Origin of the sequence: Psychrobacter sp. DAB_AL62B (genome assembly GCF_028895345.1) — a bacterium.
GTDB lineage: Bacteria > Pseudomonadota > Gammaproteobacteria > Pseudomonadales > Moraxellaceae > Psychrobacter.
Genome location: NZ_SAXC01000001.1, coordinates 238425 through 265136 on the forward strand (window position 1 = coordinate 238425; position 26712 = coordinate 265136).

General features: G+C 41.0%; 20 protein-coding genes and 1 pseudogene. 11 read left to right on the plus strand and 10 right to left on the minus strand.

Translation table 11 applies throughout. The features are described from left to right. The first annotated feature begins 15 nt into the window (after positions 1-15). On the plus strand, positions 16-1101 hold the full coding sequence (locus EPB74_RS00960; RefSeq protein WP_274902266.1) for a glycosyltransferase family 4 protein: 1086 nt from the start codon (positions 16-18) through the stop codon (positions 1099-1101). 251 nt (positions 1102-1352) lie between these two features. Beyond that, positions 1353-2577: pseudogene (locus EPB74_RS00965) on the plus strand (IS3 family transposase). Between the two features lie 130 nt (positions 2578-2707). Here EPB74_RS00965 and EPB74_RS00970 read toward each other — a convergent pair. Beyond that, positions 2708-3481, minus strand: a complete 774-nt coding sequence (locus EPB74_RS00970) for a glycosyltransferase family 25 protein (protein WP_274902267.1) — start codon at positions 3479-3481, stop codon at positions 2708-2710. A 10-nt stretch (positions 3482-3491) separates the two neighbouring features. Further along, entirely contained in the window at positions 3492-4256 is a 765-nt protein-coding gene (locus tag EPB74_RS00975) for a glycosyltransferase family 25 protein (protein ID WP_274902268.1), read from the minus strand. Between the two features lie 274 nt (positions 4257-4530). Between EPB74_RS00975 and EPB74_RS00980 the strand changes: the two genes are divergently transcribed. Then, positions 4531-5652 (plus strand): glycosyltransferase, encoded by a 1122-nt coding sequence (locus EPB74_RS00980; protein ID WP_274902269.1) that lies wholly within the window; start codon positions 4531-4533, stop codon positions 5650-5652. Here EPB74_RS00980 and EPB74_RS00985 read toward each other — a convergent pair. The 4 genes from EPB74_RS00985 to aspS all read right to left on the minus strand — a co-directional run bounded on the left by EPB74_RS00985 (position 5645) and on the right by aspS (position 10297). After that, a complete protein-coding gene (locus EPB74_RS00985) occupies positions 5645-6607 on the minus strand; it encodes a hypothetical protein (RefSeq protein ID WP_274902270.1) in 963 nt (320 codons plus the stop codon). The two genes, EPB74_RS00980 and EPB74_RS00985, sit on opposite strands and share 8 nt — an antisense overlap. Further along, the gene (locus EPB74_RS00990) at positions 6556-7356 is read right to left on the minus strand and encodes a glycosyltransferase (RefSeq protein WP_274902271.1); all 801 of its coding nucleotides are present in this window, start codon (positions 7354-7356) and stop codon (positions 6556-6558) included. The genes EPB74_RS00985 and EPB74_RS00990 overlap by 52 nt, the downstream gene beginning before the upstream one ends. A 120-nt stretch (positions 7357-7476) precedes the next feature. Beyond that, on the minus strand, positions 7477-8403 hold the full coding sequence (locus tag EPB74_RS00995) for a lysophospholipid acyltransferase family protein (protein ID WP_274902272.1): 927 nt from the start codon (positions 8401-8403) through the stop codon (positions 7477-7479). A 67-nt stretch (positions 8404-8470) separates the two neighbouring features. Beyond that, a complete protein-coding gene (aspS, locus tag EPB74_RS01000) occupies positions 8471-10297 on the minus strand; it encodes an aspartate--tRNA ligase (protein ID WP_274902659.1) in 1827 nt (608 codons plus the stop codon). A 366-nt stretch (positions 10298-10663) separates the two neighbouring features. Between aspS and sohB the strand changes: the two genes are divergently transcribed. The 5 genes from sohB (at position 10664) to EPB74_RS01025 (ending at position 16453) form a co-directional block, all read left to right on the plus strand. Next, the gene (gene sohB / locus EPB74_RS01005) at positions 10664-11638 is read left to right on the plus strand and encodes a protease SohB (protein WP_446740003.1); all 975 of its coding nucleotides are present in this window, start codon (positions 10664-10666) and stop codon (positions 11636-11638) included. Positions 11639-11893: 255 nt separating this feature from the next. Continuing rightward, complete coding sequence (locus EPB74_RS01010) at positions 11894-13144, plus strand: acyl-CoA dehydrogenase family protein (protein WP_274902662.1); 1251 nt, start codon at positions 11894-11896, stop codon at positions 13142-13144. A gap of 151 nt (positions 13145-13295) precedes the next feature. Beyond that, positions 13296-14576, plus strand: a complete 1281-nt coding sequence (locus tag EPB74_RS01015) for a phosphotransferase family protein (protein ID WP_274902273.1) — start codon at positions 13296-13298, stop codon at positions 14574-14576. A gap of 70 nt (positions 14577-14646) precedes the next feature. Next, positions 14647-15405 (plus strand): histidine phosphatase family protein, encoded by a 759-nt coding sequence (locus EPB74_RS01020; protein ID WP_274902274.1) that lies wholly within the window; start codon positions 14647-14649, stop codon positions 15403-15405. Positions 15406-15583: 178 nt separating this feature from the next. Further along, the gene (locus EPB74_RS01025; RefSeq protein ID WP_274902275.1) at positions 15584-16453 is read left to right on the plus strand and encodes an SDR family oxidoreductase; all 870 of its coding nucleotides are present in this window, start codon (positions 15584-15586) and stop codon (positions 16451-16453) included. Positions 16454-16570: 117 nt separating this feature from the next. Here EPB74_RS01025 and EPB74_RS01030 read toward each other — a convergent pair whose 3' ends face one another. The 3 genes from EPB74_RS01030 to EPB74_RS01040 all read right to left on the minus strand — a co-directional run bounded on the left by EPB74_RS01030 (position 16571) and on the right by EPB74_RS01040 (position 21679). Next, positions 16571-18271 carry an AMP-binding protein gene (locus EPB74_RS01030; protein ID WP_274902276.1) on the minus strand — a complete coding sequence of 567 codons (1701 nt, stop codon included), beginning with the start codon at positions 18269-18271 and terminating at the stop codon, positions 16571-16573. 668 nt (positions 18272-18939) lie between these two features. Further along, a complete protein-coding gene (locus EPB74_RS01035) occupies positions 18940-20637 on the minus strand; it encodes an AMP-binding protein (RefSeq protein ID WP_274902277.1) in 1698 nt (565 codons plus the stop codon). Between the two features lie 460 nt (positions 20638-21097). Next, positions 21098-21679 carry a thioesterase family protein gene (locus tag EPB74_RS01040; protein ID WP_274902278.1) on the minus strand — a complete coding sequence of 194 codons (582 nt, stop codon included), beginning with the start codon at positions 21677-21679 and terminating at the stop codon, positions 21098-21100. A 355-nt stretch (positions 21680-22034) separates the two neighbouring features. Between EPB74_RS01040 and xthA the strand changes: the two genes are divergently transcribed. The 3 genes from xthA to EPB74_RS01055 all read left to right on the plus strand — a co-directional run bounded on the left by xthA (position 22035) and on the right by EPB74_RS01055 (position 24983). After that, on the plus strand, positions 22035-22859 hold the full coding sequence (gene xthA / locus EPB74_RS01045; RefSeq protein WP_274902279.1) for an exodeoxyribonuclease III: 825 nt from the start codon (positions 22035-22037) through the stop codon (positions 22857-22859). 71 nt (positions 22860-22930) lie between these two features. Continuing rightward, positions 22931-24154, plus strand: coding sequence for a bifunctional glutamate N-acetyltransferase/amino-acid acetyltransferase ArgJ (gene argJ, locus EPB74_RS01050; RefSeq protein WP_274902280.1), 1224 nt, complete (start codon positions 22931-22933; stop codon positions 24152-24154). Positions 24155-24584: 430 nt separating this feature from the next. Further along, positions 24585-24983, plus strand: coding sequence for a DUF4377 domain-containing protein (locus tag EPB74_RS01055; protein WP_274902281.1), 399 nt, complete (start codon positions 24585-24587; stop codon positions 24981-24983). A gap of 129 nt (positions 24984-25112) precedes the next feature. On the opposite strand, the gene EPB74_RS01060 is transcribed toward EPB74_RS01055, so the two are convergent. Further along, a complete protein-coding gene (locus tag EPB74_RS01060; RefSeq protein ID WP_274902282.1) occupies positions 25113-26546 on the minus strand; it encodes an L-serine ammonia-lyase in 1434 nt (477 codons plus the stop codon). Between the last annotated feature and the right edge of the window lie 166 nt (positions 26547-26712).

Consider the following 26712-nt stretch of genomic DNA (forward strand, 5'->3'; position numbering starts at 1 on the left):
CTTAAGGAGAAACCATTGAAAGTTTTACATTTTGTCACAGGCGGTTTCTCTGGAGCTACAAAGGTAGCTGTTGACTTAATCGCTGAACACAATCAATTACCTTCAATTGAGAATTTATTGGTATTACGTCGCAAAAGCACGACAGTAGCGGAAAAGTTAAAAGAATTAGATGAGAAAAATATTGAATATCGAGTGATAACAGGTTCGACTCATATCACTACAATACTTGAGCTAAAAAAGCTATGTGAACAATGGCAACCTGATATTTTAGTTGCTCATGGATTTCCTGAGCATTTACTAGGACGTCGAGCAGGATTGTTGGCTAAAGTACCTCATTTAATACAAGTCGAGCATAACTCTAAGGAGCGCTATACTCCTTGGAAGCTCTACCAAACACGCAAATTAAGTAAACATACCGATAGAGTGGTCGCGGTTTCACAAGGGGTTGCAAAAACCTTGTCTAATCAAGATTTAAAGGCGCCTATCCAAGTGATCTCAAATGGCATTGATACTATGCGATTTGGAGGAGATAACCAATCGCCTATAAGTGATAGACCACAAGACTTAATTATGGTTGGTAGGTACGCAAAGAGTAAGGATCATATTACCTTAGTTGAGGCAATGCATGAGCTCAAAGAACAAGGAGTCATTCCACATTTAATGTTGGTAGGCACTGGACGCGAGCGTTATAAAAAAGAAGTTATGCAACTGGTACAACAATATGCTTTAGAAGACCAAGTTCAATTTATAGATTATAGTAACGAAGTTGATAAATTACTGCTGGAGCACAAAGTATTTGTGATGTCTAGCAGGTTTGAAGGACTAAATCTGGCTGTACTAGAGGCAATGGCGAGCGGCTGCTTAGTTATTGGTAGTGAAGCAGTAGGGGTAGAAGAGCTGATAAATCACGAAAAAGATGGGTTTCTTTTTCCTATTGGCGATGCTAGCAAACTAGCTGCTACAATAGCGTCGGTATTATCTAATCCTGCAGATTATCAGCAATTAGCGTCGGCTGCGCGACAAAAGGCCTTAAGCTCTTATAGTAAAGACCATGTTACTCAAGGCTATCATGAGTTATTTGAAGAATTGCTCGAAAAATAAGCTAGTCATTTGATAGTTCTATAGTCGTTCCACTATAAAATAAGTACAGTACTACTGGGATAAGTTTTGCGCCGCCTCTGTCTGTGCAGGCACAGCAAGCAAGAAAGATTTATCCCAATAGCGCGTCGTAATATTTCTACTTATTTTATTTAGGACTGACTATCGTATTATTGGTAATAATCAATCTGAGCTATGCTGAAGCAGCCGTACAACTAAACTTGGTAAACTGACGACTCGATGAGGAGTTTACCATGACGAAGAAAATTAGAACTTATAGCACAGAATTTAAAGCAGAAGCTGTTAAGAAGATAGCGGACAATAACGGTAATATTTCAGCCACTGCCAAGCAGCTTGGCATAGCCATGAAAACGTTATCCAACTGGCATAATAAAGCCAATCAAGGCAAGCTTGTCGGCACAGAACAATATGATCCTGAGCTTATGGCGGCTCTTCAGGAAATAAAGCAGCTCAAGCGGCAACTTAAAGTGGCCGAAGAGGAACGAGAGATACTAAATGAGGAGGGATAAAGCGAAGCACTGCTTCGCCCCGACGCAAGATGAAAGCTATGCTCGAGTGGGGCCACGGCGTACTTTGCAAAGCACAGCTAGTAAGGTACGCTTTTATAAAAACTAATCGGCATATCTTTACCGTAATGAGCATGTGCCGTGTATTAGCTTTAAACCATCAAGCTACTATGACTGGGTAAGTCGTAACATCAGCGAGCAGCAGATACACCGTAACCACTGTGAGCTATTAGTTAAAGCCGCTCACAGTGAAACTAAAGAACGTTATGGTGTTGATCGACTGCATGCCCACCTAAGTGCGCAAGGGTAGGATATCAGCCAATATATGGTTAGAAGCATCAAAGAAGAATACGGCATCAAATGCCGTCGCCACAAGCGGTTCAAAGTTACTACCAACTCCGATCATAACAAGCTTGTCTATTCAAACGTGCTGGATCAGCAGTTTGATGCTAAGCGTCCTAATGAAGCGTGGGTCAGTGACATTACTTATATCTGGACAAATGAGGGTTGGCTATACTTAGCAGGTGTTAAAGACCTCTACACTAAAGAGCTTGTTGGATATGCCATAAGTAAGCGCATGACCGCTGATTTAGTCTGTAAAGCATTGAACATGGCAATCAAGAATAAACGACCAAGCCAAGGGCTGATTGTACATTCAGACAGAGGCAGCCAGTACTGTAGCCATGCTTATCATAAAATAATTAAGCAACATCAGTTTAAAGGGTCAATGAATGGTAAAGGTAATTGCTTCGATAATACGCCAATAGAAAGCTTTTGGGGCGTATTGAAGAACGAATTAATGTATCACCAAGATTATAGAACAAGGTCTGAAGCCATTAGCGATATCATTGGATATATCGAGTTGTATTACAATCATACTAGGATTCAAAAGGGTTTGGGCTATAAAACGCCAAGGCAGGTGTGGTTTTATTATTATCGTCAGGCTGCATAACTACAATCTCCCAAGTTTAGTTGTACGATGTTGACGGCAGGGGGCAAATCGCAAATCGCATTGCGATCATTTAATCGTTGATAATACTTTTCTTATTCTGATATTATTTGGGTGACTAAAATACAGTAGGTTACTTAAAAGGAATATCTTCAGCAGATATCGCCTTTCTCACATGCGAAGCAAGCCTATTTGCTTCTCTTTTTAGCTTATAGGTGAATGATTTTTTTGTTTTATTTACTTTGTTGCTACGATCTGTCATTAATGAGCCTGGCAATAATAACTCCGAGTTAGCACCGCGCAATATAATTTCTTGTATACATAGAGCAGGCGTCATTTGGTAAACTGGCTCTAAATGCTCACAAAGAAAAGCATCAAACATCAGCTCATCTATTGGTATTAACTTGTTTTTGGTGAAATAATCAAAATAAAGCTTAGCACCACGTAATGATAAAATATAGCTACCCGAACCTAAATGAATACTCTTTAATTGAGCAATATATCTTTTTCCAGCGATAACGGCATGTTTATCAGAAGACAGAATTATCTTATCATTGACTGTCTCAGTTTTTATAATATTCCATTCAGGCTTAATCCAATCTATCGTATTCAATAAATACTCAGCATCCTCTCCTAAATAGACATCATCCTCAAAAACAGCCAGATAGGGTATTCCTTCATCAATCATTTTTTTCCAGATTGAGACATGACTCATCAGACATGCTAGCTCGCCACCCGTAAGGTCGCTCTCTTCAAAATTTATGGACAATTTTTTGGCATATGACTTAGCTGCATCTGGCGTCAGTGCATCGAAAAACCCAAACTCTACATGATTTTTTTGGAATTCCTGCTCGATATGATGTCTGCGGTCTGTGGCAGTTTTGAGGCTAATAACGATATTTTTCATAAGGTATGAACTATTTATGTGAATATAGGTTTTTGATAGCAAAACGCTTATTTTGCATCATTCTTTTCTTCTTCTTTAAGCTGTATGACCAGTCTCTGTTTTCTAAATCCCTACGCTCTATATTCTGCGCAGTCGCTTCACTCCATATATCGCTATCTAACCCTGTAGGGTAAACTAGAGCTGGCCAAATTGCCAAACCTTTGCTATTCCGGCTAAGCCAACTCTGAAAAAAAACATCGACCGGCATAGTGATGGTTCTACCTTTTTCTATAAATTCCTGCGCACCCTTTCTCGACCATATTAGCCCCAATCCTAGTACTGGAAAATAATAAGCATGCCACAAGGTATGATTGTTAATTTGAGTAATATCTTTGGTTATTTTCTTTTTTTTAGCGGCAATATTAATTAAATGCCATTCTAATTCATTTTCATGAGATAAAAATGCTATTAACTGCTCGGTAACAGATTTGAAGTCAGAAGATATCTCCATATCATCTTCTAATACAACTAAAAAGTCTGCATCAGTTTTCAAAAATTCTAACGCACAGTTATAATGACTAAGGTAACAACCGATTTCAGAGTTTAATAAACTACGCCCTAAAATCTTGCGAGCTTGATTATCGTCGTAGTTCTCAAAATCTGATAATTTTTTTCCGCGACCATCGAATGCTGGGAATCTTTCAAACTGCCAATCAATGTTATCCAACTGACTTTTGGCGCTTTCTAAACGTTCATAACTTTCATCTAAATTGATTAGGTAGGTTATTGTTTTCATCTCTAAGACATTCCTAACTATAAATTTGGACTTACGTTAAAGTTGGGCTTTCTGTTTTTATTAAAATATTAAAAATGTATTAAATAATAAAAAGTGATTGCTACGCTAACAAGTGGATAAAATGAGCTTCTATTTTTCGATAATAGATTTCATCTAAAAAAATGGAGACTAGCATACAAAGATGTCGCCCCGCAATATCAAATAAATAGTTTGACGCTATTATTTATGCTAATTATAACAAGATATGCATCACAAATACGAAAGATACCTTACTATGACGTCTACAAATCGACCTATTATATTACTGATATTAAAAGCATTGGAAGGGCGGGGCGCTGAACGTATGGTCACGACATTGGCACGTGCTTATATTGAGATGAGCTATCATGTTCATGTTCTGTGCTTAGAGGAGTCGCAGGACATGCGACTAGACTCTCGCATTCAGTATCATATTGTACCTTATAATCAGCCGCTATTTGAGACAGAGTCTGAGCAAGCCGATGTTTATAAAAAGGTTGCTGAGCGCATAGATTTCTATGTCCTAAAGAACATAGGAACACCTGATTTAGTTTTGGCTAACATCTACAAAGTCAACTGGATCATGGCGTATAGTCAACTACCAAACATTGTCAATGTATTACATACCGCATTGTCCAAACAGTTTCAAGAGAAGCTGGCAATTATGCCTGATCAAATCATGGCTCATTTAAAAATGGTCTATGGTGCACATCCTTGCAGTTGTGTCAGCGAAGGTGCACGCCAAGACTTATTAGCATTAATAGGCAACTTGAATAGAACGACAACGATTTATAATCCGTGCAATGTTAATGAGATTCAAAAAGCCGCTGATCAACCGTTAGCTATCGAGCAGTTTGGCTTGATTGATAAAATGTATATTATTCATGTAGCATCATTCGATACGATGAAAGGTCATCGAGAGTTATTAGAAGCCTATGCCAAAACAGCGAAAAAATTACCTTTGGTATTGGTGGGGAAAGGACGACTTCAAGCTGAAATGAAACAGTTGGCTATCGAGCTGGGTATTGATGATTGTGTTCATTTTTTAGGGTTTCAAACCAATCCCTATCCGTTTATTGCCGCAGCAGCGTTGCTAGTAATGACTTCTAAGTTTGAAGGTTTTGGCTATGTGATCGTCGAGGCGCAAGCATTAAATGTGCCTGTCATCAGTACGGATTGTCCCTTTGGCCCAAGAGAGCTACTGCCAAAGAAAAACTTAGTGCCTGTCGGCGATATCAACGCATTAGCAGCACTGATGAATCAGGAAATAGATAATTTGAATCACTATAAAGTTCCATTGAATCAGCAGCTATTGCCAAGTCATATAGCCAAGCAGTATTTAGATTTTGCTGAAGGAGTAAAAAATTATATTAATTAAAGTTGAAGAGAGATTTAGAGATAGGAGAATGATTGATCACGATCATACCATGCCGTTTATAGACTTCGGCCAATAAGTTGAACGATGGCACAATGGTATTGCTGATAACATTGTTAAGCACGGTCGGCGCGCTACGCTCTTTATCTTCGTAAAAACGTGGCTCATTGCTATTTAACAGATCAAGACCATATAAATGGATGGCGGCAGCACCACGTGAATAAGCCAACTGTGTAGCAACATAAGTAACGGTTCCTGCTTCTACAAAACCGTGAGTGATGTCTAAAGACAGTCCGATAGATGCTGGCTGATGATGGCTATCGATAACAAATTGAGGGTTCTGAGCAAATGCTGATAGTGGTGTTTTTCTATTGAGCGCTTGGAGTTGTAAGTCTTTTTTTAGCAGCAAACGACTAAATTCTGAATCATTTGCTTTAACGCCCCAAGGTCTATCGACAGGATAAATAATACGTATGGCGTTATGATAATTGCTGATTATACTAGGATGGGTAATTGCTAATGCCTCAAGTACTGCCAAAGTAGCATATAACGGCTGACCGGTATAATACTTTTCTAAGATATCGTACTGATGCAAAATAAAGCGGGCATCGCTAATGACATAACCGACGATATTGGTAAAGTGGTGCTGAGCGGTGAGACTGATGCTACCATTAATAAAAATAGTTGCAGTGGCTAATAAATCGGTAAAATCTACGTCAACAATAGACGGACCTGAAGCAATAATATTGACGGCTTGCTTATTTAAGTTTTGTTGAGTATCTGCTGCATTAAAGGCATGAATAGATACGATTTGATTGTTAATGTCAAACTCAACGATAGGAGGTAATGCCAAGTTCAACTCCAGATATTTTCGATGTCTATTATTTTCGACGCCTGTATTGGTATTTATATCCAATACGCCTTTAGCCAAGGACTCGGTTTCACGTGACGATACCATTTACCGCCGCCGCCATTAATGGCATCGGGTGGATTAATCTCACCATGAAAGATAACAATTTTTGCGCCATCAGGTAGAGTAGGCGCGCGTACGAAGTTAAAAGGAATGGGCGCGATACACTGGTATTTAAAGCTGACACACCAGTCTTTATTCCAATATTCAAGATGATGATGCTCACGTAAATAATTAGACAGGTAAGCTTGCTCATGACGAACTTGCTGTCGAATCGTATCAAAGTTGCGCTCAAAGTTTGCAAGCAAATCAGGATAAGTATTCATGCCGATATTAAAGCGATATACCGAGCTATTACCAATCATACGCCATGGTTTTTTCCAGTCACGGATAATCACTACGCTGTCTTCGTGCTCAGCTTCATAAGTAAAAAAGCCATCGATATTATCAACGATCACGATATCAATATCTAAAAATAACGCGACGCCTTTGAGGTCATATAATTCTGGCTTAAAAGTAGTGAGCTTTTTCCAGCCACGCTCAGGTCCAGCAGGTAAATTAAGCTCAGGTATCGGATGACAAATAACAGCAGGATCAATACCAGTGCTGTCATCGGTTAAGCAGACCATCTGAAAGTCTAAGGTCAGATTACGACGAACCATATTATAGAGGCGGTTGACATATTCAGCACCATATTTATCACCCCATTTCATACAAATGATATAACGCTGTTCAGAATTTTTGCTGTTTGTTAGCGTTTGATTGGTTGATGAATTTTGATTTACGTCAGTTGCCATAGTGCACTCATATTTATATAAATAAGGGACTAACTATTAAAGGTTTAATAAAGAGTATAATAGTCAGCTAATACCAGTAGTCAGAGCAGTCAGTAGCCTAAGAATCTCACTATATCGATGTTATTTATTATCGACTCTAGCGTGATAGGTACGAATGAATTCTGCTAAATCAGCGTCATCAGCGCTATAAGGGTTATCTATCATAGGGATATGCTTAAAGCGTCGATAACCCCACATATAATGACTGTAATTATCTTCAATCATACGTTGCATTGCTAGATTGAGCGCATAAGCCGCCGTTTCAGTATTTCGATCATATAATGCTGGGTCATCGAGTTTATAGCAATAAATATCAAAGCCACGCCCGTCATCACGGCGAATACATGCCAATCCGACCAGTGCGCACTTAGTTTTACTAGCAAGTTTAGAGGCAAGGGTACTGGTTAACGTTTCAACACCGAAAAAGGGCACGATGACACCGCCCGATGGATCAGGAACGTGGTCGGGTAAGACAATACTAAAGCCACCTTGTTTGAGTGTTTTAAATACTGCCTTTACCCCGCTACCATCCGTCGGTACTAACGTCGCATTGAGGCGGGCACGACCTTGTAATATGAAATCGTTGGTAATGTCACCTTTTACGGGTTTATACATGATGGTTGGCGAGCCAAATTGATTGAGCCAAGCATTCATCATCTCCCACGTACCCAGATGCGGTACGATCGCGAGCATGCCGTTAGAGCTGGCAAGTCCGTCAAGTAAAATGTCTTTATTATGGACGTCACGAATTTGCGCGATACTCCATTCAGGTGGCATCGCCCAGCTTTTGATCGACTCAATGCTGGTCAAGCATTGATGATAGATAATCTCTTTGGTTAATGCTTGTTTTTGCAGATCGGATAACTTAGGCGCAATCAGCGCTATGTTGATTTTAACAGTGCGCATGATACTAGCGCTTGGCATCCTTAAAATTACCCAAGCAGCAAAACGTGCCAGCATCTGCAAAACAGATAGTGGCACGATTGTGAAAATATGATACGGATTCATGACCATTCACATGGTGACGAATGACGTAACAGGCAATGTAAAAAATATCTGCGCATTATCAGACCATTTATTCAGCAGGTTTGTTGGTGTCAGCTTGCACCTTTTCACGCACACGAATACCAAGCTCACGTAGCTGCTTGCTATCTACTTCCGCAGGTGCTTGAGTCAGTGGACACTCAGCAGTTTTGGTTTTTGGGAAAGCGATGACATCACGAATGGAGTCCGCGCCTACCATCAACATAATTAAGCGATCCAAACCAAAAGCCAAGCCACCATGCGGCGGCGCACCGAATTTTAGCGCATCGAGCAAGAAACCGAACTTGTCTTCAGCCTCTTGCGCGCCGATACCTAAAGCCTCAAGTACCGCTTGCTGCATATCAAAGGTGTTGATACGTAAGCTACCACCGCCAACTTCTGTACCGTTTAAGACCATATCATAAGCGATAGATAGCGCAGTTTCTGGGCTGTCTTTTAGCTCTTGTACGGTTCCTTTAGGCTTAGTGAACGGATGATGCATTGACGTCCATTTTCCATCGTCAGTCTCTTCAAACATCGGGAAATCAGTCACCCAAAGCGGTGCCCACTGACAAGTTGTCATTTCTAAGTCTAGACCGATTTTCTGACGTAGTGCACCGATTGCATCATTTACCACACTGGCTTTATCCGCACCAAAGAAGATGATATCGCTATCTTCTGCAGCAGTACGCTCGATTAAACTAACCAATACATCATCCGTCATATTTTTAATGATCGGAGACTGTAGACCAGACTCTTTGTCCACGCCGTTGTTGATTTTACTAGCGTCATTGACTTTAATATAAGCCAAACCACGCGCACCATAGATACCAACGAATTTGGTATAAGCATCGATTTGTTTACGGCTTAATGAGGCGCCACCAGGTATGCGTAGGGCAGCAACACGACCTTTAGGATCGTTAGCAGGACCAGCAAATACTTTAAAATCAACGTCTTTCATCAAGTCGGCAACGTCGATCAATTTAAGCGGAATACGTAAATCAGGCTTATCTGACGCATAGTCACGCATGGCTTCTGCATAAGTCATACGTGGGAATTGCTCAAATTCAACGTCCATCATGGTCTTAAAGACATGCTTGATAAGACCTTCGTTGATATTCATGATCTCTTCTTCATTTAAGAAAGAAGTCTCGATATCTACTTGGGTAAATTCAGGCTGACGGTCAGCACGTAAATCTTCATCACGGAAACATTTGGCAATTTGATAATAGCGGTCAAAACCTGCAACCATCAATAATTGTTTAAATAGCTGCGGTGACTGCGGTAAGGCAAAAAAGTTACCCGGACGTGTACGCGAAGGGACGAGATAATCACGCGCGCCTTCTGGCGTTGCACGAGTCAAGATAGGCGTTTCAACGTCTAAGAAGCCATGATCGTCTAGGTAACGACGAATCGCTGAGGTAGCTTTAGCACGGAATACCATGCGATCTTGCATTTGCGGGCGACGCATGTCAAGGTAGCGATACTTTAGACGCAAGTCTTCTGATACCGTGGTTTTCTCATCATTTAATGGGAATGGCGGCGTTTCAGACTTTGCCAATACTTCAATTTCTTTAGCCAATAGCTCAATATGCCCACTGGTCATATTATTGTTTTCAGTACCTTCATAACGGCGACGTACACGACCCGTAATTTTTAGTACGTATTCAGGACGTACCGCATCAGCAGTAGCGAACGCTTCTGGGGTATCAGGATCGACGACTACCTGCAAGATACCAGCGCGGTCACGCATGTCTAAGAAAATCACGCCACCGTGATCGCGACGACGATGTACCCAGCCTACGACACTAATGGTTTGCTCTATTAAGCTTTCGGTTACGGCTCCGCAATATTCGTCTCGGTATTCGCTATGCGTCATAATGCTTTGCGTCATAATAAGGTTATCCAGTTGTCAGCCCAATTCGAAATACAATCATGCAGCCATCGTTGTGCGATCCAAGCTATCCGCTAAAAAGCACAAACAACGCGATTAAGACAAATAGTCATCACGTTGGCTACAGAAAATTTAGTGTAAAGGCATATTATGCCTAATATGCCTTTGTTATACAACCGAATCAGCCGAATCAAAGCTCAGCAAGGATAGGTATATGGCGTATTTATGCTGTAACAATTGCATTAAGTTAAATATTGTTCTTTTGCTTGAAAATATCAGCTAGCGTGCACATATCAGCCTAACTTATAAAATCATACTAAAACTATCTTAATCATTGAAGGAATCGTATTCATGCTTTTTTATCCCTCTAAGAACCCCGTTGAGTTAAGAGTTATACATCTAAATAAGAATCAAGAGCAACGCCGTGAAGACCTGATGGAAGCAACCCAAGGTAAAGCTGCCCTCAAGCAATTAAAAAAAACGATGACTAAGAAAGCAAAACAAGCGCTAAAAACCAAAAACAAGAAGAAAAATACCGATAATAAGCAACAAGTCTTTGTACTCGATTTTGATGGCGATATTAAAGCAACTGCTGTCAAACATCTACGTGAAGAAATTAGCACGCTTATTAGTACGGCGAATAAAGGCGATGAAGTCGTCGTGCGCTTAGAATCAGGCGGTGGGTTAGTACATGGTTATGGACTAGCAGCAGCACAATTGGCTCGCCTAAAAGATGCCGGCTTTAAACTAACAGTATGCGTCGATAAAGTCGCAGCTAGTGGTGGTTATATGATGGCCTGCGTAGCGGACAATATCGTGGCTGCGCCATTTGCCATTATTGGTTCTATTGGTGTGGTGTCACAATTGCCTAATTTCCATAAATGGCTCAAAAATCATGATGTAGATTATGAGATGTTTACGGCTGGTGATTATAAACGCACAGTGACTATGTTTGGTGAAAATGACGACGAAGATCGTGCCAAATATCAAGAAGAGTTAGAGCAAACGCACGAGTTATTTAAGCACTTTGTTAATCGTTATCGCGGTATGCTTGATGTAGATAAGGTTGCGACAGGCGAGCATTGGTATGGCGAAGATGCGCTGCATTTAAACCTAGTCGATAAATTACAGACATCAGACAGTTATCTGTTAGAGCGTATGGAAAACAACGACGTCTATGCACTGCATTCACGCCAAAAGCCAACACTAGCAGAAAAATTGGGGTTGTCACAAGCCGCAGAAGCAACGTTAAATATGGCAGTTGAGAAACTACCCGATGCTTTGATGCGCTTTGATTTCAATAGCCGTTTAAATATTTTAAAGTAGCTTTCTAGATGAGCTTTTAGAGGGTAATGCTATAGTGATTTGACTCTAATCCAAGCATTGTTTGTATTTTGTAAAAGGCGTGTCCCAGCGGGTCGCGCCTTTTTGCTGTTTATTAATAATCCCTATGTTATAAATATAGGATACCAATGAGAGTATACGTACGTACACTATAAAATTTTAATTAAGCTTTTTATAAAAGCTTGATTAAGACAATCAACAAGGAAAGGGATGTCATCTATGTCTACAAACACCTTAATGTTTACCGCAACAGAACATGGCCAAGCCATGCATGCCAAAGTCAAAGCGTTTATTGAGACGCAAATTGAACCAATAGAAGCGCAATTTTGGCAAGATTGTCATGAGCAAAATCCTGATGGTAATTGGAAAAATTGGCAGTGGCCAGCAAAGTACGAAAGCTTGCGCAAACAAGCACGCGAAGCAGGTCTATGGAATTTATTCTTACCTGATGATGAATTGGGCGCAGGGCTTTCGGTCACGGATTACGCACCGATTGCAGAATTGACGGGTCGCAGTTTGCTGGCACCTTATGTGTTTAACTGTAATGCGCCTGATAGCGGCAATATGGAGTTGTTATGGCGTTATGGCTCGCAAGAGCAGCAAGACAAATGGTTAACGCCTATATTAGAGGGTAAGACGCGCTCTGTGTTTTGTATGACTGAGCCTGATGTGGCATCAAGTGATGCGACCAATATGCAAGCGACGGCTGTGGTGAAAGGCGATGAGATTATCATCAATGGTAGTAAATGGTGGTCATCTGGTCTCGGTGATCCTGCGGTTGATGTATTGATTGTTATGGCCTATACCCCTGATGAAAGTAAAGACCGTCATCATCAACATTCTATGGTGTTAGTACCGGCAAAAACAGCGGGTGTAAACATCGAGCGTATGCTTAAAGTATTTGGTGATTATGATGCACCACATGGTCATGGCGAAGTCAGCTTCAATGAGGTACGCGTGCCAGTCAGTCACTTTATTGGTGGACCAGGTATGGGCTTTGAGATTGCGCAAGGTCGCCTAGGGCCAGGTCGGATTCATCACTGTATGCGCTGTATTGGTGCCGCCGAAAAGTCTCTAGAGTTGGCGATTAAACGCGGTATGGAACGTACTGCTTTTGGTAAGCCATTGCTACAATTGGGCGGTAACTTTGAACGTATCGCTGACGCGCGCATTAAAATTGACCAAGCGCGTCTATTAACGCTATATGCGGCGCAAAAGATGGACGCGCAAGGAACGAAAGCGGCACTCACTGAAATCTCTGCCATCAAAGTCGTCGCGCCAACAGTCTTACAAGATGTGGTCGATATGGCAATCCAGATTCATGGTGGTATGGGCGTTTGCCAAGATACGATGTTGCCAAGCTTCTTTGCTCAAGCACGTGCGCTACGCTTAGCCGATGGTCCTGATGAAGTGCATAAAACTATGATTGCTAAGTTAGAATTGAAACGTCAGGGTTTTAGCCGTCCGTCAAAACCTGCTAAAGCCTAATTTAGCTGGTAATAAGCGTATGTAAATTGGTTTTAATTACCATTTTCTTGACGTAATCTTTAATTGAAATTCACTATTAAACCATTAATAGTGAATCTTCACCCCTATACTCATTGATAAAAATAACTGACCACACGATAAGGAATGTCTTATGGCAACTGTTAATCATGCCAAAAATACTGCTACCGATAAACAAACACCTAATAAAGTATTAGATAAAGGTGGCGCTGTTCGTGATGGCGAAGAGCTTGATGTCAAAGCCGTAAGCACATGGCTGTGCGAACAAGGTGTCGACATCCAAGGCGAACCTACCGTTACTCAATTTTCAGGCGGCGCCTCAAACTGGACTTATCGTTTGCAATATGATGGTGAAGGGAAAAACCAAGACTTAATCTTGCGTCGTCCACCAAAAGGCACCAAAGCCAAATCTGCGCATGATATGGTACGAGAATACACCGTTCAAAAAGCCTTAAAAGACGCTTATCCTTATGTACCAAAAATGGTCACACTATGTACTGATGAAGACGTTATCGGTGCTGATTTTTATGTTATGGAGCGTATAGAAGGCATTATTCCGCGTGCCAATTTACCAAAAAGTATTGATTTAGATCCAGAGCAAACGCGTACGCTATGTACAAATGTCATCGATGCTTTGGTTGAATTGCATCAAGTAGATTATAAAGAGCATCCTGAATTGGTGACCCTTGGTCGCGGTGATGGCTACTGTGAGCGCCAAGTAAGTGGCTGGGATAAGCGCTATGTCAAAGCGAAAACACCTAACGTGCCAAGCTTTGCCTTGGTTCGACAGTGGCTGGGTAAGCACACGCCTGCTGATAGCAAAACTTGCATTATTCATAATGATTGGCGTTTTGACAATGTGATTTTGGATGCAGCGGACCCGACCAAAGTAATCGGCGTACTCGATTGGGAAATGGCTACCCTTGGCGATCCGTTGATGGACTTGGGTAGCGCCTTGGCTTACTGGATTGAAGCAGACGACAATATCATCATGCAGCAGTCACGCCGTCAGCCTACGCATTTAAAAGGTATGATGACGCGTGATCAAGTGGTTGCTTATTATCTTGAAAAGACAGGATTAAAGATAGATAACTGGGCTTTTTATGAAGTGTTTGGTTTATTTCGTCTAGCGGGTATCGTCCAGCAAATTTACTACCGCTATTATCATAAACAAACGACCAATCCTGCGTTTAAGAACTTTTGGATTATCGTCCATGTACTACATGCCAAATGTCTTAAACTGATTGCTCAGTATGAAGGCGAGGCGCTATTTACCAGCCATGTACAGCCGCATCTGCAAGATATGGGTGTCGATACTGCTATGATTGAGCAGCTACCAACTCCTGTACAAGCCGTTATTAAAGGCATTTTGCCAAAGAGTTATTTTGCGCAAGCAGCTCATAAAACTGAATAATAAGCGTTTAAAAAAAATCAAAAAGTATCATTAATGAAGTGATAATAAAGCAATAATAAGGCAGTATTTTATGACAACCATACTTTTAGCGCGTCATGGTCAAGCGTCATTTGGTCAAGAAAACTATGACCAGCTGTCAGAGCTTGGTGAGGTACAGGCACAAATGCTAGGTCAACATTATGCTACGACCCAGCGCCGAATCGATGCTATTTTTACCGGTAGCTTAGTCAGGCAACAAGATTCTGCACGGCATTTTTGGGAGCCTTATCAGTCATCTGTTGGTACGGATAGTGATATATCCAGCAAACCAGCAATCGATATGAGTGCGCCAGATAGCTATGTACTGCCACAATTTGATGAGTTTAATCATAAAGATGTATTCATAAAATCCGATCCTGCTTTTATGAGTAAAGGTGCCATTGCGCTTGAGATTGCTAAGTCAGAGATGCCAGTCACGCGCCTAGCTGAGCTTTTTGATGCCGCGATGCAGCGCTGGCATAGTGGCGACAATGATCATGACTATATCGAAAGCTGGTCACAATTTAATGAACGTGCAAAGCAAGCGCTTGAGCAAGTACGCATCCAAGTGGCAAACCTAAGTTTAGATCGTGATAGTACGGTTTTGGTGTTTACTTCAGGCGGTGTGATTGCAGCAATTACTGCGCAATTATTACAACAGGGCAGTCAAACCGCTTATCAGCTGAATAAAAGCTTGGTCAATACGGGAGTGACGTCTATTACTTTAAAAGAGCAGAATGCACGTTTATTGTCTTTAAATGAATACAGTCATTTATTTGCTGAGGGCAAACGCTTTGTGACATGGCGATAAGCTAGTAAGTAGTTTTAATGGTAAAGCTTTTTTAATAAGGTATAGTTGATGCATTTTAAAAGTATAATAATTTATGGTGAATTAATAATTAGCTTAAGCGGATAAATACAGCTAGCTAGACAGTTAATAAAGTATTCACGCTATATTGATATCGTTATTGATACATAAGGGACTATTCATGCAAAATAAATTACTGAGCCTAGTGGCAAAAACGGCTGCCAAAAGTAAAAATCAATTATTTAGTGCCATACAGCCAGTGCGTTATCTGAAAGGGCTGAATAAACAGCAGGTTGGTCATGGCAAAACAGTTTTAATCACCGGTGCCAGCTCAGGATTGGGCGAGGGCATGGCAAAATTGTTTGCTAAGCTTGGATATAATCTTGCTATTTGTGCAAGGCGTGCCGAACGCTTAGAGAGCCTTCAGTCAGAGCTGATGGCACAATACCCTGATATTCGTATTGAGTATCGCGTGTTAGATGTCAGCGATTATGACTCAATTTTTGAAGTTTTTGATGCTTTCGCCACTGATTTTGGTCATATTGATCGTGTCGTTGTCAATGCGGGTATTGGCGATAGTCGTCGTATTGGTAAAGGGCGCTTTGACACCAACCGCCGTACGGTTGAGATCAACTTTATATCAGCGCTAGCGCAGTGTGAAGCTGCGATGAATATCTTTCGTGCACAAAACAGCGGTCATCTGGTGGTGATATCAAGTATGTCAGCGATGCGCGGACTACCTAAGCACTTAACTGCCTATGGTGCGAGTAAGGCGGGCTTGGCTCATTTGGCAGAAGGCATTCGTGCTGATATGCTATTAACCAAATTGCCTATTCAAGTTTCTACTATCTACCCCGGTTATATCCGTACTGAAATCAATACCAATGCTAAACCGTTACCGTTCGAAGTTGATGCGGATACGGGCACTAAAGCCATCGTTGCAGCCATTGAAGCTGGTGTAGAAGAAGCTTGCGTACCAAGCCTACCATGGTCAATTGTGGGTCAGGCAATGAAGCACTTGCCCTTACAAGTCGTTAATAAAGTAAGTTAACAGCACTTGCTTTGAGATTGGTATCAATCAAGAAACAAGAGACAATAAAAAGCCCTCTACATCATAATGTAGAGGGCTTTTTATTGTCTCTTGTTTTAAGGGTACAACTTTTAGAAACTACAGTGTTTGAGGATTGTCTGACATATGTTTTTCACGCAGTTTTTGGCGTAATACTTTGCCGACATTACTCTTTGGCAGCTCAGTAACGAATTCAATATGACGCGGACATTTATAGCCCGTTAAATTATCGATAGCAAATTCTTTAATAGTACTTTTGGTGACATTATTATCGGCAGGTATAATGTAGATTTTAACGGCTTCACCTTGATGCTCATCAGGGATGCCAATCACTGCACAATCAAGAATACCCTTATAATCAAACATGACAGATTCTATTTCGTTCGGGAAAACGTTAAATCCTGACACCAAAATCATATCTTTTTTACGGTCAAGTAAAGTGATATAGCCTCTGTCATCCATGCTGATAATATCACCAGTACGGAAATAACCATCTTTAGTAAAGTCATCGGCATTGTCTTTATTAAAGTATCCTGAGGTAATATTTGGCCCTTTAATGCACATCTCGCCAGACTGATTGAAACCCACATGCTCACCATTATCATCGACCACGATAACATCGACACTCGGTACAGGAATGCCAATGGTGCCATTAAACTTCCGATCAGTAATGACGTTAGCAGTACCGGCCGCAACCCCTTCGGTCATGCCCCAACCTTCAACCATCGGACAGCCAGTAACTTCTAACCAGCGAGCGGCTGTTTGTTCGGTTGCTGCCATGCCGCCTGCTTGTGAGATGCGTAATGAGCTAAAATCTAAGTCTTTAAAGGTTGGTTGATCAAGTAGTCCTTTAAACAAGGTATTAACCGCAGGTAAAATATGGAACGGCTGTTTTGATAAAGTTTTGATAAACCCAGGCATGTCACGTGGGTTAGGTATTAATATAAAAGTATAACCTGAGCGCATGCCCAGCATGCTAAGCATAAAGGCAAAAATATGATATAGTGGTAATGCCATGACCATATTGATATAGACCTCATTAATCTCTGAGGTAATAGGGCGATACCATGCTTCTGACTGCATAGCGGCGGCTACGACGTTGCGCTGAGTTAAGATAGCACCTTTAGACAGTCCTGTCGTACCACCGGTATATTGTAAGATGGCTGTTTGTTGCAGTGAGGTTTTTGGCGCTTTAAAAGGCAGAGTTTTACCTTTTTTAAGCACATCAGGGAATTTCGTGACATTATATTTAGGATCATTAAGATTGTACTTAGGGACTAAGCGTTTAACCTGACGGATGATGGTATTAACTAAAATACCTTTTAGACCCATCATATCGCCCATTTTTGATAGGACAATACGTTTGATATTAGTCTCTTCAATGACTTGCTCAAGTGCTTGGGCAAAGTTATCGACCACAAAAATTACTTTAGCGCCTGAATCATTTAGTTGATGACGAAGCTCGCGACCAGTATATAGAGGATTGATAGGAGTGCATACGTAGCCTGCGCGCAAAATACCAATCATCGTCGGCAAATATTGCGGCACGTTTGGCATCATTACGGCCACTACGCTACCTTTAGGAATGCCTTGCGCCTGCAACCATGCAGCAACGGCAAGGGAGGCTTTATCCACATCACCATAAGTATGAGTGACGCCCATACAAATAGTCATAGGATGCATACGAAAACGGTCAAAGCACTCTTCATATAGCTCTATGAGACTTTCATATTGATCAGGATTAATAGTCTTGGGTACGTTATCTGGATATTGAGCGAGCCAAGGTTTATCGATTGTCATACTTAGTGTCCTTAAATTTTGCGATCAGTTAAGGCGCTATAAAAAAGTAGTCACATCCATGTCAACAATATGATTCATCGCAACGTAAGCGATGGATTGTCGAGTGTTATCCCATTTATTCACAAACTGCTAAAATACGGTGGCCTTTATAAAATTTTATTCAATTACGAATTGATATAACTACAAAGAATAAGCACCTAAGTATATTAAATGGCTAGTCATTGCTTTTAATACTTCGGAAACGTACTTCCGAAAGAGGTGAGTAAGTTAACCTCAGTCCAACCTACTATCAATTTAAATTAAGAAAAAATAGCGTAACATGTTTTGGCAACACATTAACATAACTACCATTGATTTGATTATTCTTATACAAGAACTTGATAGTTTATAGTTAAACTTGATAAATTAAAAAATATATGTTGCAAGAGAAAAAAGATAAGTGGTTGAGAATACAAGATGAACTGTATTTGAGAGCGGCATTTAAGGTTAAAAAGTATTCGTCACTTAGTCAATAACCTTTAATATAAGTAAAGCTACGAGATCAATTTAATGATTCTCTGTTAGTCAACTAGTTACAATAGGGTGGTTTTTAGCATCAAAAAATGCATGATAAATAAAAAAGCGCCCTACATAACATGTAAGGCGCTTTGAATAAGGTTTCGCTTTAATTATCGTTGCGGATTGTCTGCCATATGCTTTTCACGGAGTTTTTGACGCAGTACTTTGCCGACGTTACTCTTTGGTAGCTCACTAACAAACTCAATATGACGCGGACATTTATAACCCGTCATATTATCTAACGCAAATTCTTTAATAATACTTTTGGTGACATTATTATCGGCAGGTATGATATAGATTTTAACCGCTTCTCCTTGATTTTCATCAGGGATACCAATCACTGCACAATCAATAACGCCTTCGCACTCAAGCATCACTGACTCAATCTCATTCGGATATACGTTAAAGCCTGAGACCAAAACCATATCTTTCTTACGATCTAATAAGGTAATGTAGCCTTTTTCATCCATGCTGACGATGTCGCCCGTACGGAAATAACCATCTTGAGTAAAGTCATCACCACTGTCTCTGTTAAGATAACCTGAGGTAATGTTAGGGCCTTTTACGCACATTTCACCAGCTTGGTTGATACCGAGGCTATTTCCCTCATCATCAATGACAATGACATCGATACTAGGAAGTGGTAAGCCGATAGTGCCGTTAAACTTGCGGTCTGTTACGATGTTAGCAGTACCGGCAGCAACCCCTTCAGTCATCCCCCAACCTTCAACCATTGGACAACCTGTAGTCTCAAGCCAGCGCTTTGCTGTTTGCTCAGTGGCCGCCATACCGCCTGCCTGTGAGATGCGTAATGAGCTAAAATCTAAGTTTTTAAAGTTCGGATTATCGAGTAGCCCTTTAAATAAGGTGTTAACCGCAGGGAAAATATGGAACGGCTGTTTTGATAAAGTTTTGATAAACCCTGGTATATCACGTGGATTGGGTACCAGAATAAAGGTATAACCTGAGCGCATGCCCAGCAGGCTTAGCATAAAGGCGAAAATATGATACAGCGGTAACGCCATGACCATATTGATATAGACCTCATTAATCTCTGAGGTAATAGGCCGTGTCCATGCTTCTGACTGCATGGCAGCAGCTGCGATATTACGTTGAGTTAAAATGGTTCCTTTTGATAGTCCCGTTGTACCACCGGTATATTGTAAAAAGGCTGTTTGATCCAAAGACAATTTTGGCTTTTGGAAGGGAAGGTTCTTGCCTTTTTTAAGCACATCAGGGAATTTGGTGACGTCGTATTTAGGATCATTAAGATTGTACTTAGGGACTAAGCGTTTAACCTGACGGATGATGGTATTAACTAAAATACCTTTTAACCCCATCATATCGCCCATTTTCGATAGGACAATACGCTTGATATGAGTTTCTTCAATGACTTGCTCAAGTGCTTGGGCAAAGTTATCGACCACAAAAATTACTTTAGCGCCTGAATCATTTAGTTGATGACGAAGCTCGCGACCAGTATATAGAGGATTGATAGGGGTACATACGTAGCCTGCGCGCAAAATACCAATCATCGTTGGTAAGTATTGCGGTACGTTTGGCATCATGAGTGCAACCACACTGCCTTGAGGTAGTCCTTGCGCCTGTAGCCATGCAGCAACCGCGAGGGATGCTCTATCCATATCATCATAAGTATGAGTGACGCCCATACAAATACTCATTGGATGCATACGGAAGCGATCAAAGCACTCTTCGTATAGCTCCATGATGCTGCTATATCTATCTGGATTGATAGTTTTAGGTACACTAGTAGGATAATTCGCAAGCCAAGGTTTATTTGGCATCATAGTCAGCGTCCTTGAAATTTAATATAGGTTAAGTTTTTGTAGCTAAGCAGCCAGATCCGTGTCAATAAGAAGAACAGCGCTGACATAAAATAATTATCGCTGATTCTGATAATATCCTTATCTATTGACGGACTACTAAGTTTCGGTGCGGTTATTTACGTTGATTAATGATAAAAGGGTGAGAGTCTAATGAATAAACAGTCTAATCTTAGATGAATATACTGAACTAAAGTGTTTTACCAGTTATCTATAACTAAAGTATAATCTATCTAACATAAAATGATACATTTAAGCAATACAATAGCATGAATCTAGGTAAAGTCACTATTAGCATGCGAATACTGCTCAGTCCATACAATATAGCTGTAGATGAATATATCTAGTCTTTAATAAAATAAAACCAGCGACCATCATGGCAGGCTAAACTGTTATGTATCATGAAAGAAGATTGTTAGTGCAATTACTCATCATTATGTAGTGCTAGCACTTGCTGAATAGCATCGTGTAATTCTTGTGGCACACGAATAGGGCGCATTGGTGCGATATTATTAACGTCAGCATCAGACTTATTATTAGATATAGTGTCTGTTGTTAGCTGGTTTTGTACGCAGGCCACGACGATTTTAGCCGTGCTTAATAAAGTGGCGCTCGCCTTATTGTTGCCAGAAGACTCGTTCTTAGGTTGCTGACGATAAATACTTTGATAAAAGATAATACTGGCGGGCTTTAGCTCAACTTTATCGATACGCACAGTGATAACTTCATCTAATAAAATGGCGCGTTTATATTGCAAGTCTGCTTGACTGACGACAAAATGCTGAATATTACCGTCATCGCTCTGCAAAAAATAACCATTTAGACCCAGCTTAGTAAACCAGTCACGGCGGCAGTTTTCAAAGAATACTAGATGATTGGCATGGTAGACTATGCCACCAGCATCAGTGTGATTGATATAAATACTATAATTAGTGGCAAATAGCGGCGTGGTCGCGCTACTTAGTTTTGATGCTGCGTGTGTATTTTTAATAGTAACGGCTGTCATAATAATGCTCAATAGATTTTTTTTGATAAAATGGTTAAATAAAGTGGCTGGATAAACATCGTTTAATAAAAATTACGGTATACGATAGTGAAGATAATAAGCGAGCGATACCGCATAGGTAACCACTAAGCAACCATAAGGTAGCCACGCTGAATAGCTACTCTAACTCAAGATATAAAGGGGCGCAACAGATAGAGTTGTCTATGTCTGTTATCATAAACCTCTGTGCTCTGCCGTATTTCACATATTCATATCAGCACTTATTTATAGCAGCACTGTTTCATAACAACATTTATTCAGAGAAGCATTTATTTATAAAAGCACTGTGATTTTATTTATTAGTATAGGATAATTTATGACCCGTTTTGTTTGCTTTAATATTAATGGTATCCGCGCCCGTCAACATCAGCTTGAGGCGGTAAGAGATATCATCGATCCTGATGTCATGGGTTTGCAAGAAACCAAAGTGCATGATGAGCAGTTTCCTCTTGAAAATGTTGAAAGTTTGGGTTATCACGTCGAGTATTTTGGACAAAAAGCCCATTACGGTGTGGCATTGTTATCTAAAGTCGCCCCTATTTTTGTACAAAAAGGCTTTCCAGGTGAAGATGCTGAGGCGCAAAAACGCTTTATTCATGCGCGTTATGAGTTTGACGGACGGGAGATTGATGTGCTCAATGGCTATTTCCCACAAGGAGAGAGCCAAGACCATCCGACCAAATTCCCGATGAAACGCGCTTATTATGCAGATTTAATGGCGTATATCGACACTCTAAAAGCAGAAGGACGCTCACTTGTTATCATGGGTGATATGAACATTGCACCAGAAGATATCGATATTGGCATTGGCGAAGTCAATGCTAAGCGCTGGCTGAAAAATAGAAAAACCTCGTTTTTGCCAGAGGAGCGTGAGTGGTATGCAGCACTGATGTCGCGTGAGCTGACTGATACCTATCGTCTGCATTATCCAGAAAGTACGGAATTGTACAGCTGGTTTGATTACCGCAGTCGCGGTTTTAATGATGACCCTAAACGCGGGCTGCGTATCGATCATATTTTATGTACACCTGATTTGGTCAGTCAATGTGTTGATGCTGGTATCAGCTACGAGCTGCGCGCTATGGAAAAACCGTCTGATCATGCGCCTATTTGGACAGAATTTGACTTAACTAAAGTATAATAAAGATGATTTTATAACCAACTTTATCACTCATAAAAAATATATAAGTATTGAAGAATAAGGATTTGACTATGGCGGTTGGCAATATTGCAGTACCTGAGACGATTTATCCCATTAATGGTATCAAATTAAGCGCCACCGCAGCAGGCGTACGCTATAGAGATCGTGATGATCTGGTGATCATTGAAATCGCTGCTGACTCAACGGCTGCTATTGTGACGACTAAAAATGCATTTTGTGCCGCTCCTGTGCGTGTATTACGTGAGCACTTTGCTAAAGCGGCACCTCGTTATTTGGTAACCAACACCGGTAATGCAAATGCGGGTACTGGCGCTGATGGCAAACGTCGTGCGACAGATATCTGTGCTGCATTAGCTGCTAAAGCTGGCGTGGATACCTATGCTGTGTTGCCGTTTTCGACTGGGGTGATAGGTGAGCCGCTAAACAGTGACGCCATTATCGCTGGACTAGACAACGCATTAGCCAATTTAGCGCCTAATAATTGGCTTGCAGCAGCGAATGGTATTCGTACGACAGATACGATTCCAAAGCTCGCCAGTAAAAAGATCGATATTGCTGGCAGTAGTTATCATATTACTGGTATGTCAAAAGGCTCAGGAATGATCCGCCCCAATATGGCAACGATGCTCGGCTATGTGGCAACTGACGCCAATATTGCCGCTGATTTATTACAAGAGATGCTTAGCACTATTAATGAGCAGTCTTTTAATCGCATTACTGTCGATGGTGATACCTCAACCAATGACTGCTGTGTACTGATAGCAACGGGCGCTGCCAGCTCAGATATGATTGATAGCCCACAGCATCCACATTACCAATCGATATTTGAGGCTTTGACTGAAGTTTTTGTTCGTCTAGCACAATTGATTGTACGTGATGGTGAAGGCGCTACAAAATTTATGACCGTAAAAGTTACGGGTGGTAAAACCACGCAAGAATGCTGTGATGTCGCGTATGCCGTTGCGCATTCACCTTTGGTTAAAACAGCGTTTTTTGCCAGTGATGCCAACTGGGGTCGTATATTAGCAGCCGTTGGTTATGCTGGAATTGAAGACCTCGATACCGAGCAAGTCGATGTCTATTTAGACGAGGTTATGATTTGTCAAAATGGTGAAGTTGCACCGAGCTATACAGAGCAGGCGGGCAAGAGCGTGATGAATCGTCCGGAGATTACCATTCATATCAATTTAGCACGTGGTGATGCTAGTGATACGGTTTACACCTGCGATTTGTCTTATGATTATGTCAAAATAAATGCTGACTATCGTAGTTAAGTATCCTCTCTAAGTTCACGTAAAAAACGCTCAGAATCGCTATGATCCTGAGCGTTTTTATTTTATCTTCCATATTATGAAGGTGTGGTTTGAAATCATATTATCTAAAATTATGCTATTTAAGTTACTAATAAAGACCATTGATTGATACTAGTTGCAAAAGCTGACGTTAAGTTACAAAGTAGTTATAGAGCGTTAGTTACTTTGCAACCTATACTAATTGCAGTAAACAATAAACGGTACTTCAAATAGGCTACTTATTTTATTTCGTTAAGTATAGGTTTTATTGAGCTTGATGTCTTGCTTGCGATGAGCAGCGGTATCGTTATAAATGCCTACTATATTTTGAGCCCCGACAACAGATTAAAAAACAGATTAAAAAGCGCTCAGAAAAGGCAATAATTAATACTAATACACTGAGGATTAAATAATGAAAAAACTAGCAATTGCAGCATTGATGACGACTTTTGTTTTATCGGGTTGTTCGACTATGGGTATGAATGATGAACGTACCATGGTAGTAGAAGGTGAAGCTATGGATGTTAAAGTTGTCAGCATTCCAAGTTTTAAGATAGAAATAGCGCCACTTAAAGCAGTATGTGAGCTTCAAGCGTCTAATGGTACGATGGTTGAATCAGAGTGCCTACAGTATCGTCAAACTTATCAGAAAAACTACACGCTTTTAAACGGTAATATCCAAGGCTTCACTTATGAGCCAAATTACCGCTATATTCTAGATGTTCGTCAAGAAGCGGTCATGAATGAAGCAACTAATGTCGTTAAGCCAGTTTGGATTCTAAATGAAGTTGTGTCAAAGAAAGCCGAATAATTATTAATTGATTACTGATTAATTGCATTTAGCGTAAACAAAAAGACCTCTAATTCGTTAGAGGTCTTTTTTATTGCATGAATTTTTGTAAAATTGATATCGACAAAGGCTATATCAATAAAGACTGTATTAGCACTGGCTATATTTTACACTGACACCTTGAGTGGCGGTAGGTATACGGTTGTCGGCATAAACTGCCAGTCCACCACGTGAGGTTTCTTTATATTTATCCAGCATATCTGCGCCCGTTACTTTCATGGTTTCGATGACTTTATCTAAAGAAACAAAGTGTTGTCCGTTACCACGGCAAGCAAGTCGTGCAGCATTGACGGCTTTGACAGCGCCCATTGCATTGCGTTCGATACAGGGTACTTGTACCAAGCCGCCAACAGGATCGCAGGTAAGACCTAAGTTGTGCTCAATACCAATCTCGGCAGCATTGAGGCATTTAGCAGGATCGCCACCTAAGATTTCCGCCAATGCAGAAGCTGCCATCGCGCAAGCAGAGCCGACTTCACCTTGGCAACCAACTTCAGCGCCAGAAATAGAGGCATTTTGTTTGATGAGACTGCCGATAGCAGTGGCATTTAACAAAAATTTGCGCGCACCATCTATGCTATAACTTGATAAAAAGTCGCGATAATAATGCATGACGGCAGGAATGATGCCTGCCGCCCCATTGGTGGGTGCGGTCACGACATTACCGCCATTGGCATTTTCTTCATTGACTGCCAAGGCATATAAATCAATCCAATCCATTGCAACCAGTTTGTCATTTTTTGCAATCGGCTGATCTTTTTCAGCACACAGTTGCAAATATAATGCTTGAGCACGGCGCTTCACATCTAAACCACCGGGTAATATGCCACTGTTTTGGCAGCCTCGCGTCACGCAATCTTGCATCGAATCCCAAATAGAATCTAAATAAGCAAATACTTCTGATTGTTCACGATAATGAAGCTCGTTCGCCAGTACCAAATCGCTGACACTTAAGCGATGCTGACGGCATTGCTCTAGCAGCTCTGCGGCGCTATTGAAGGGGTAAGGAATAACATCAATCGTTGGCGTGGCATGATCTTCATCCGGATTGGTCGCATCTTCTTCATTGATAACAAAACCACCGCCAACAGAATAGTAGGTTTGCTGATAATGGCTGTCGTCTGCTAATAGCACACGGATAGTCATGGCGTTAGGATGGTAGGGTAGGACGGTATCACCATACCAGTGAATATCACGCTCAGTATCGAAGGCAATCAGATGCTCGCCTGCCATATTGAGCTGCTTATCTGAAAAAATCGGTGATAGATATTGACTGGTCAAACGCGTATCGATGGTACTGGGAGCATGCCCAAGTAAGCCTAGTAATATGGCCGTATCGGTTGCATGGCCTTTACCTGTCGCCGCTAGGGAGCCGTATAGCTCAATCTCTAGTGCTTTTATATTGGTTATATCAGTTTGCTTAAGTAATGACTCTAAAAACAAGTTAGCCGCTACCATTGGACCGACAGTATGAGAGCTTGAGGGGCCAATGCCGATTTTAAATAAATCAAATACACTAATCATAATAAATTACCAAAAAAGTGAGGTGGAGTCAGCTTAACCGCATAGCAAAACTATCGCGCCTACATAGAAGTATGATAGGCAACAGAAGATTACAGGCACCGTTGATCGGTGAATTTAGAGCGTCGTCTATGAAAATGTTTAAACGTGGTAGTTCGAGTGACGGGTG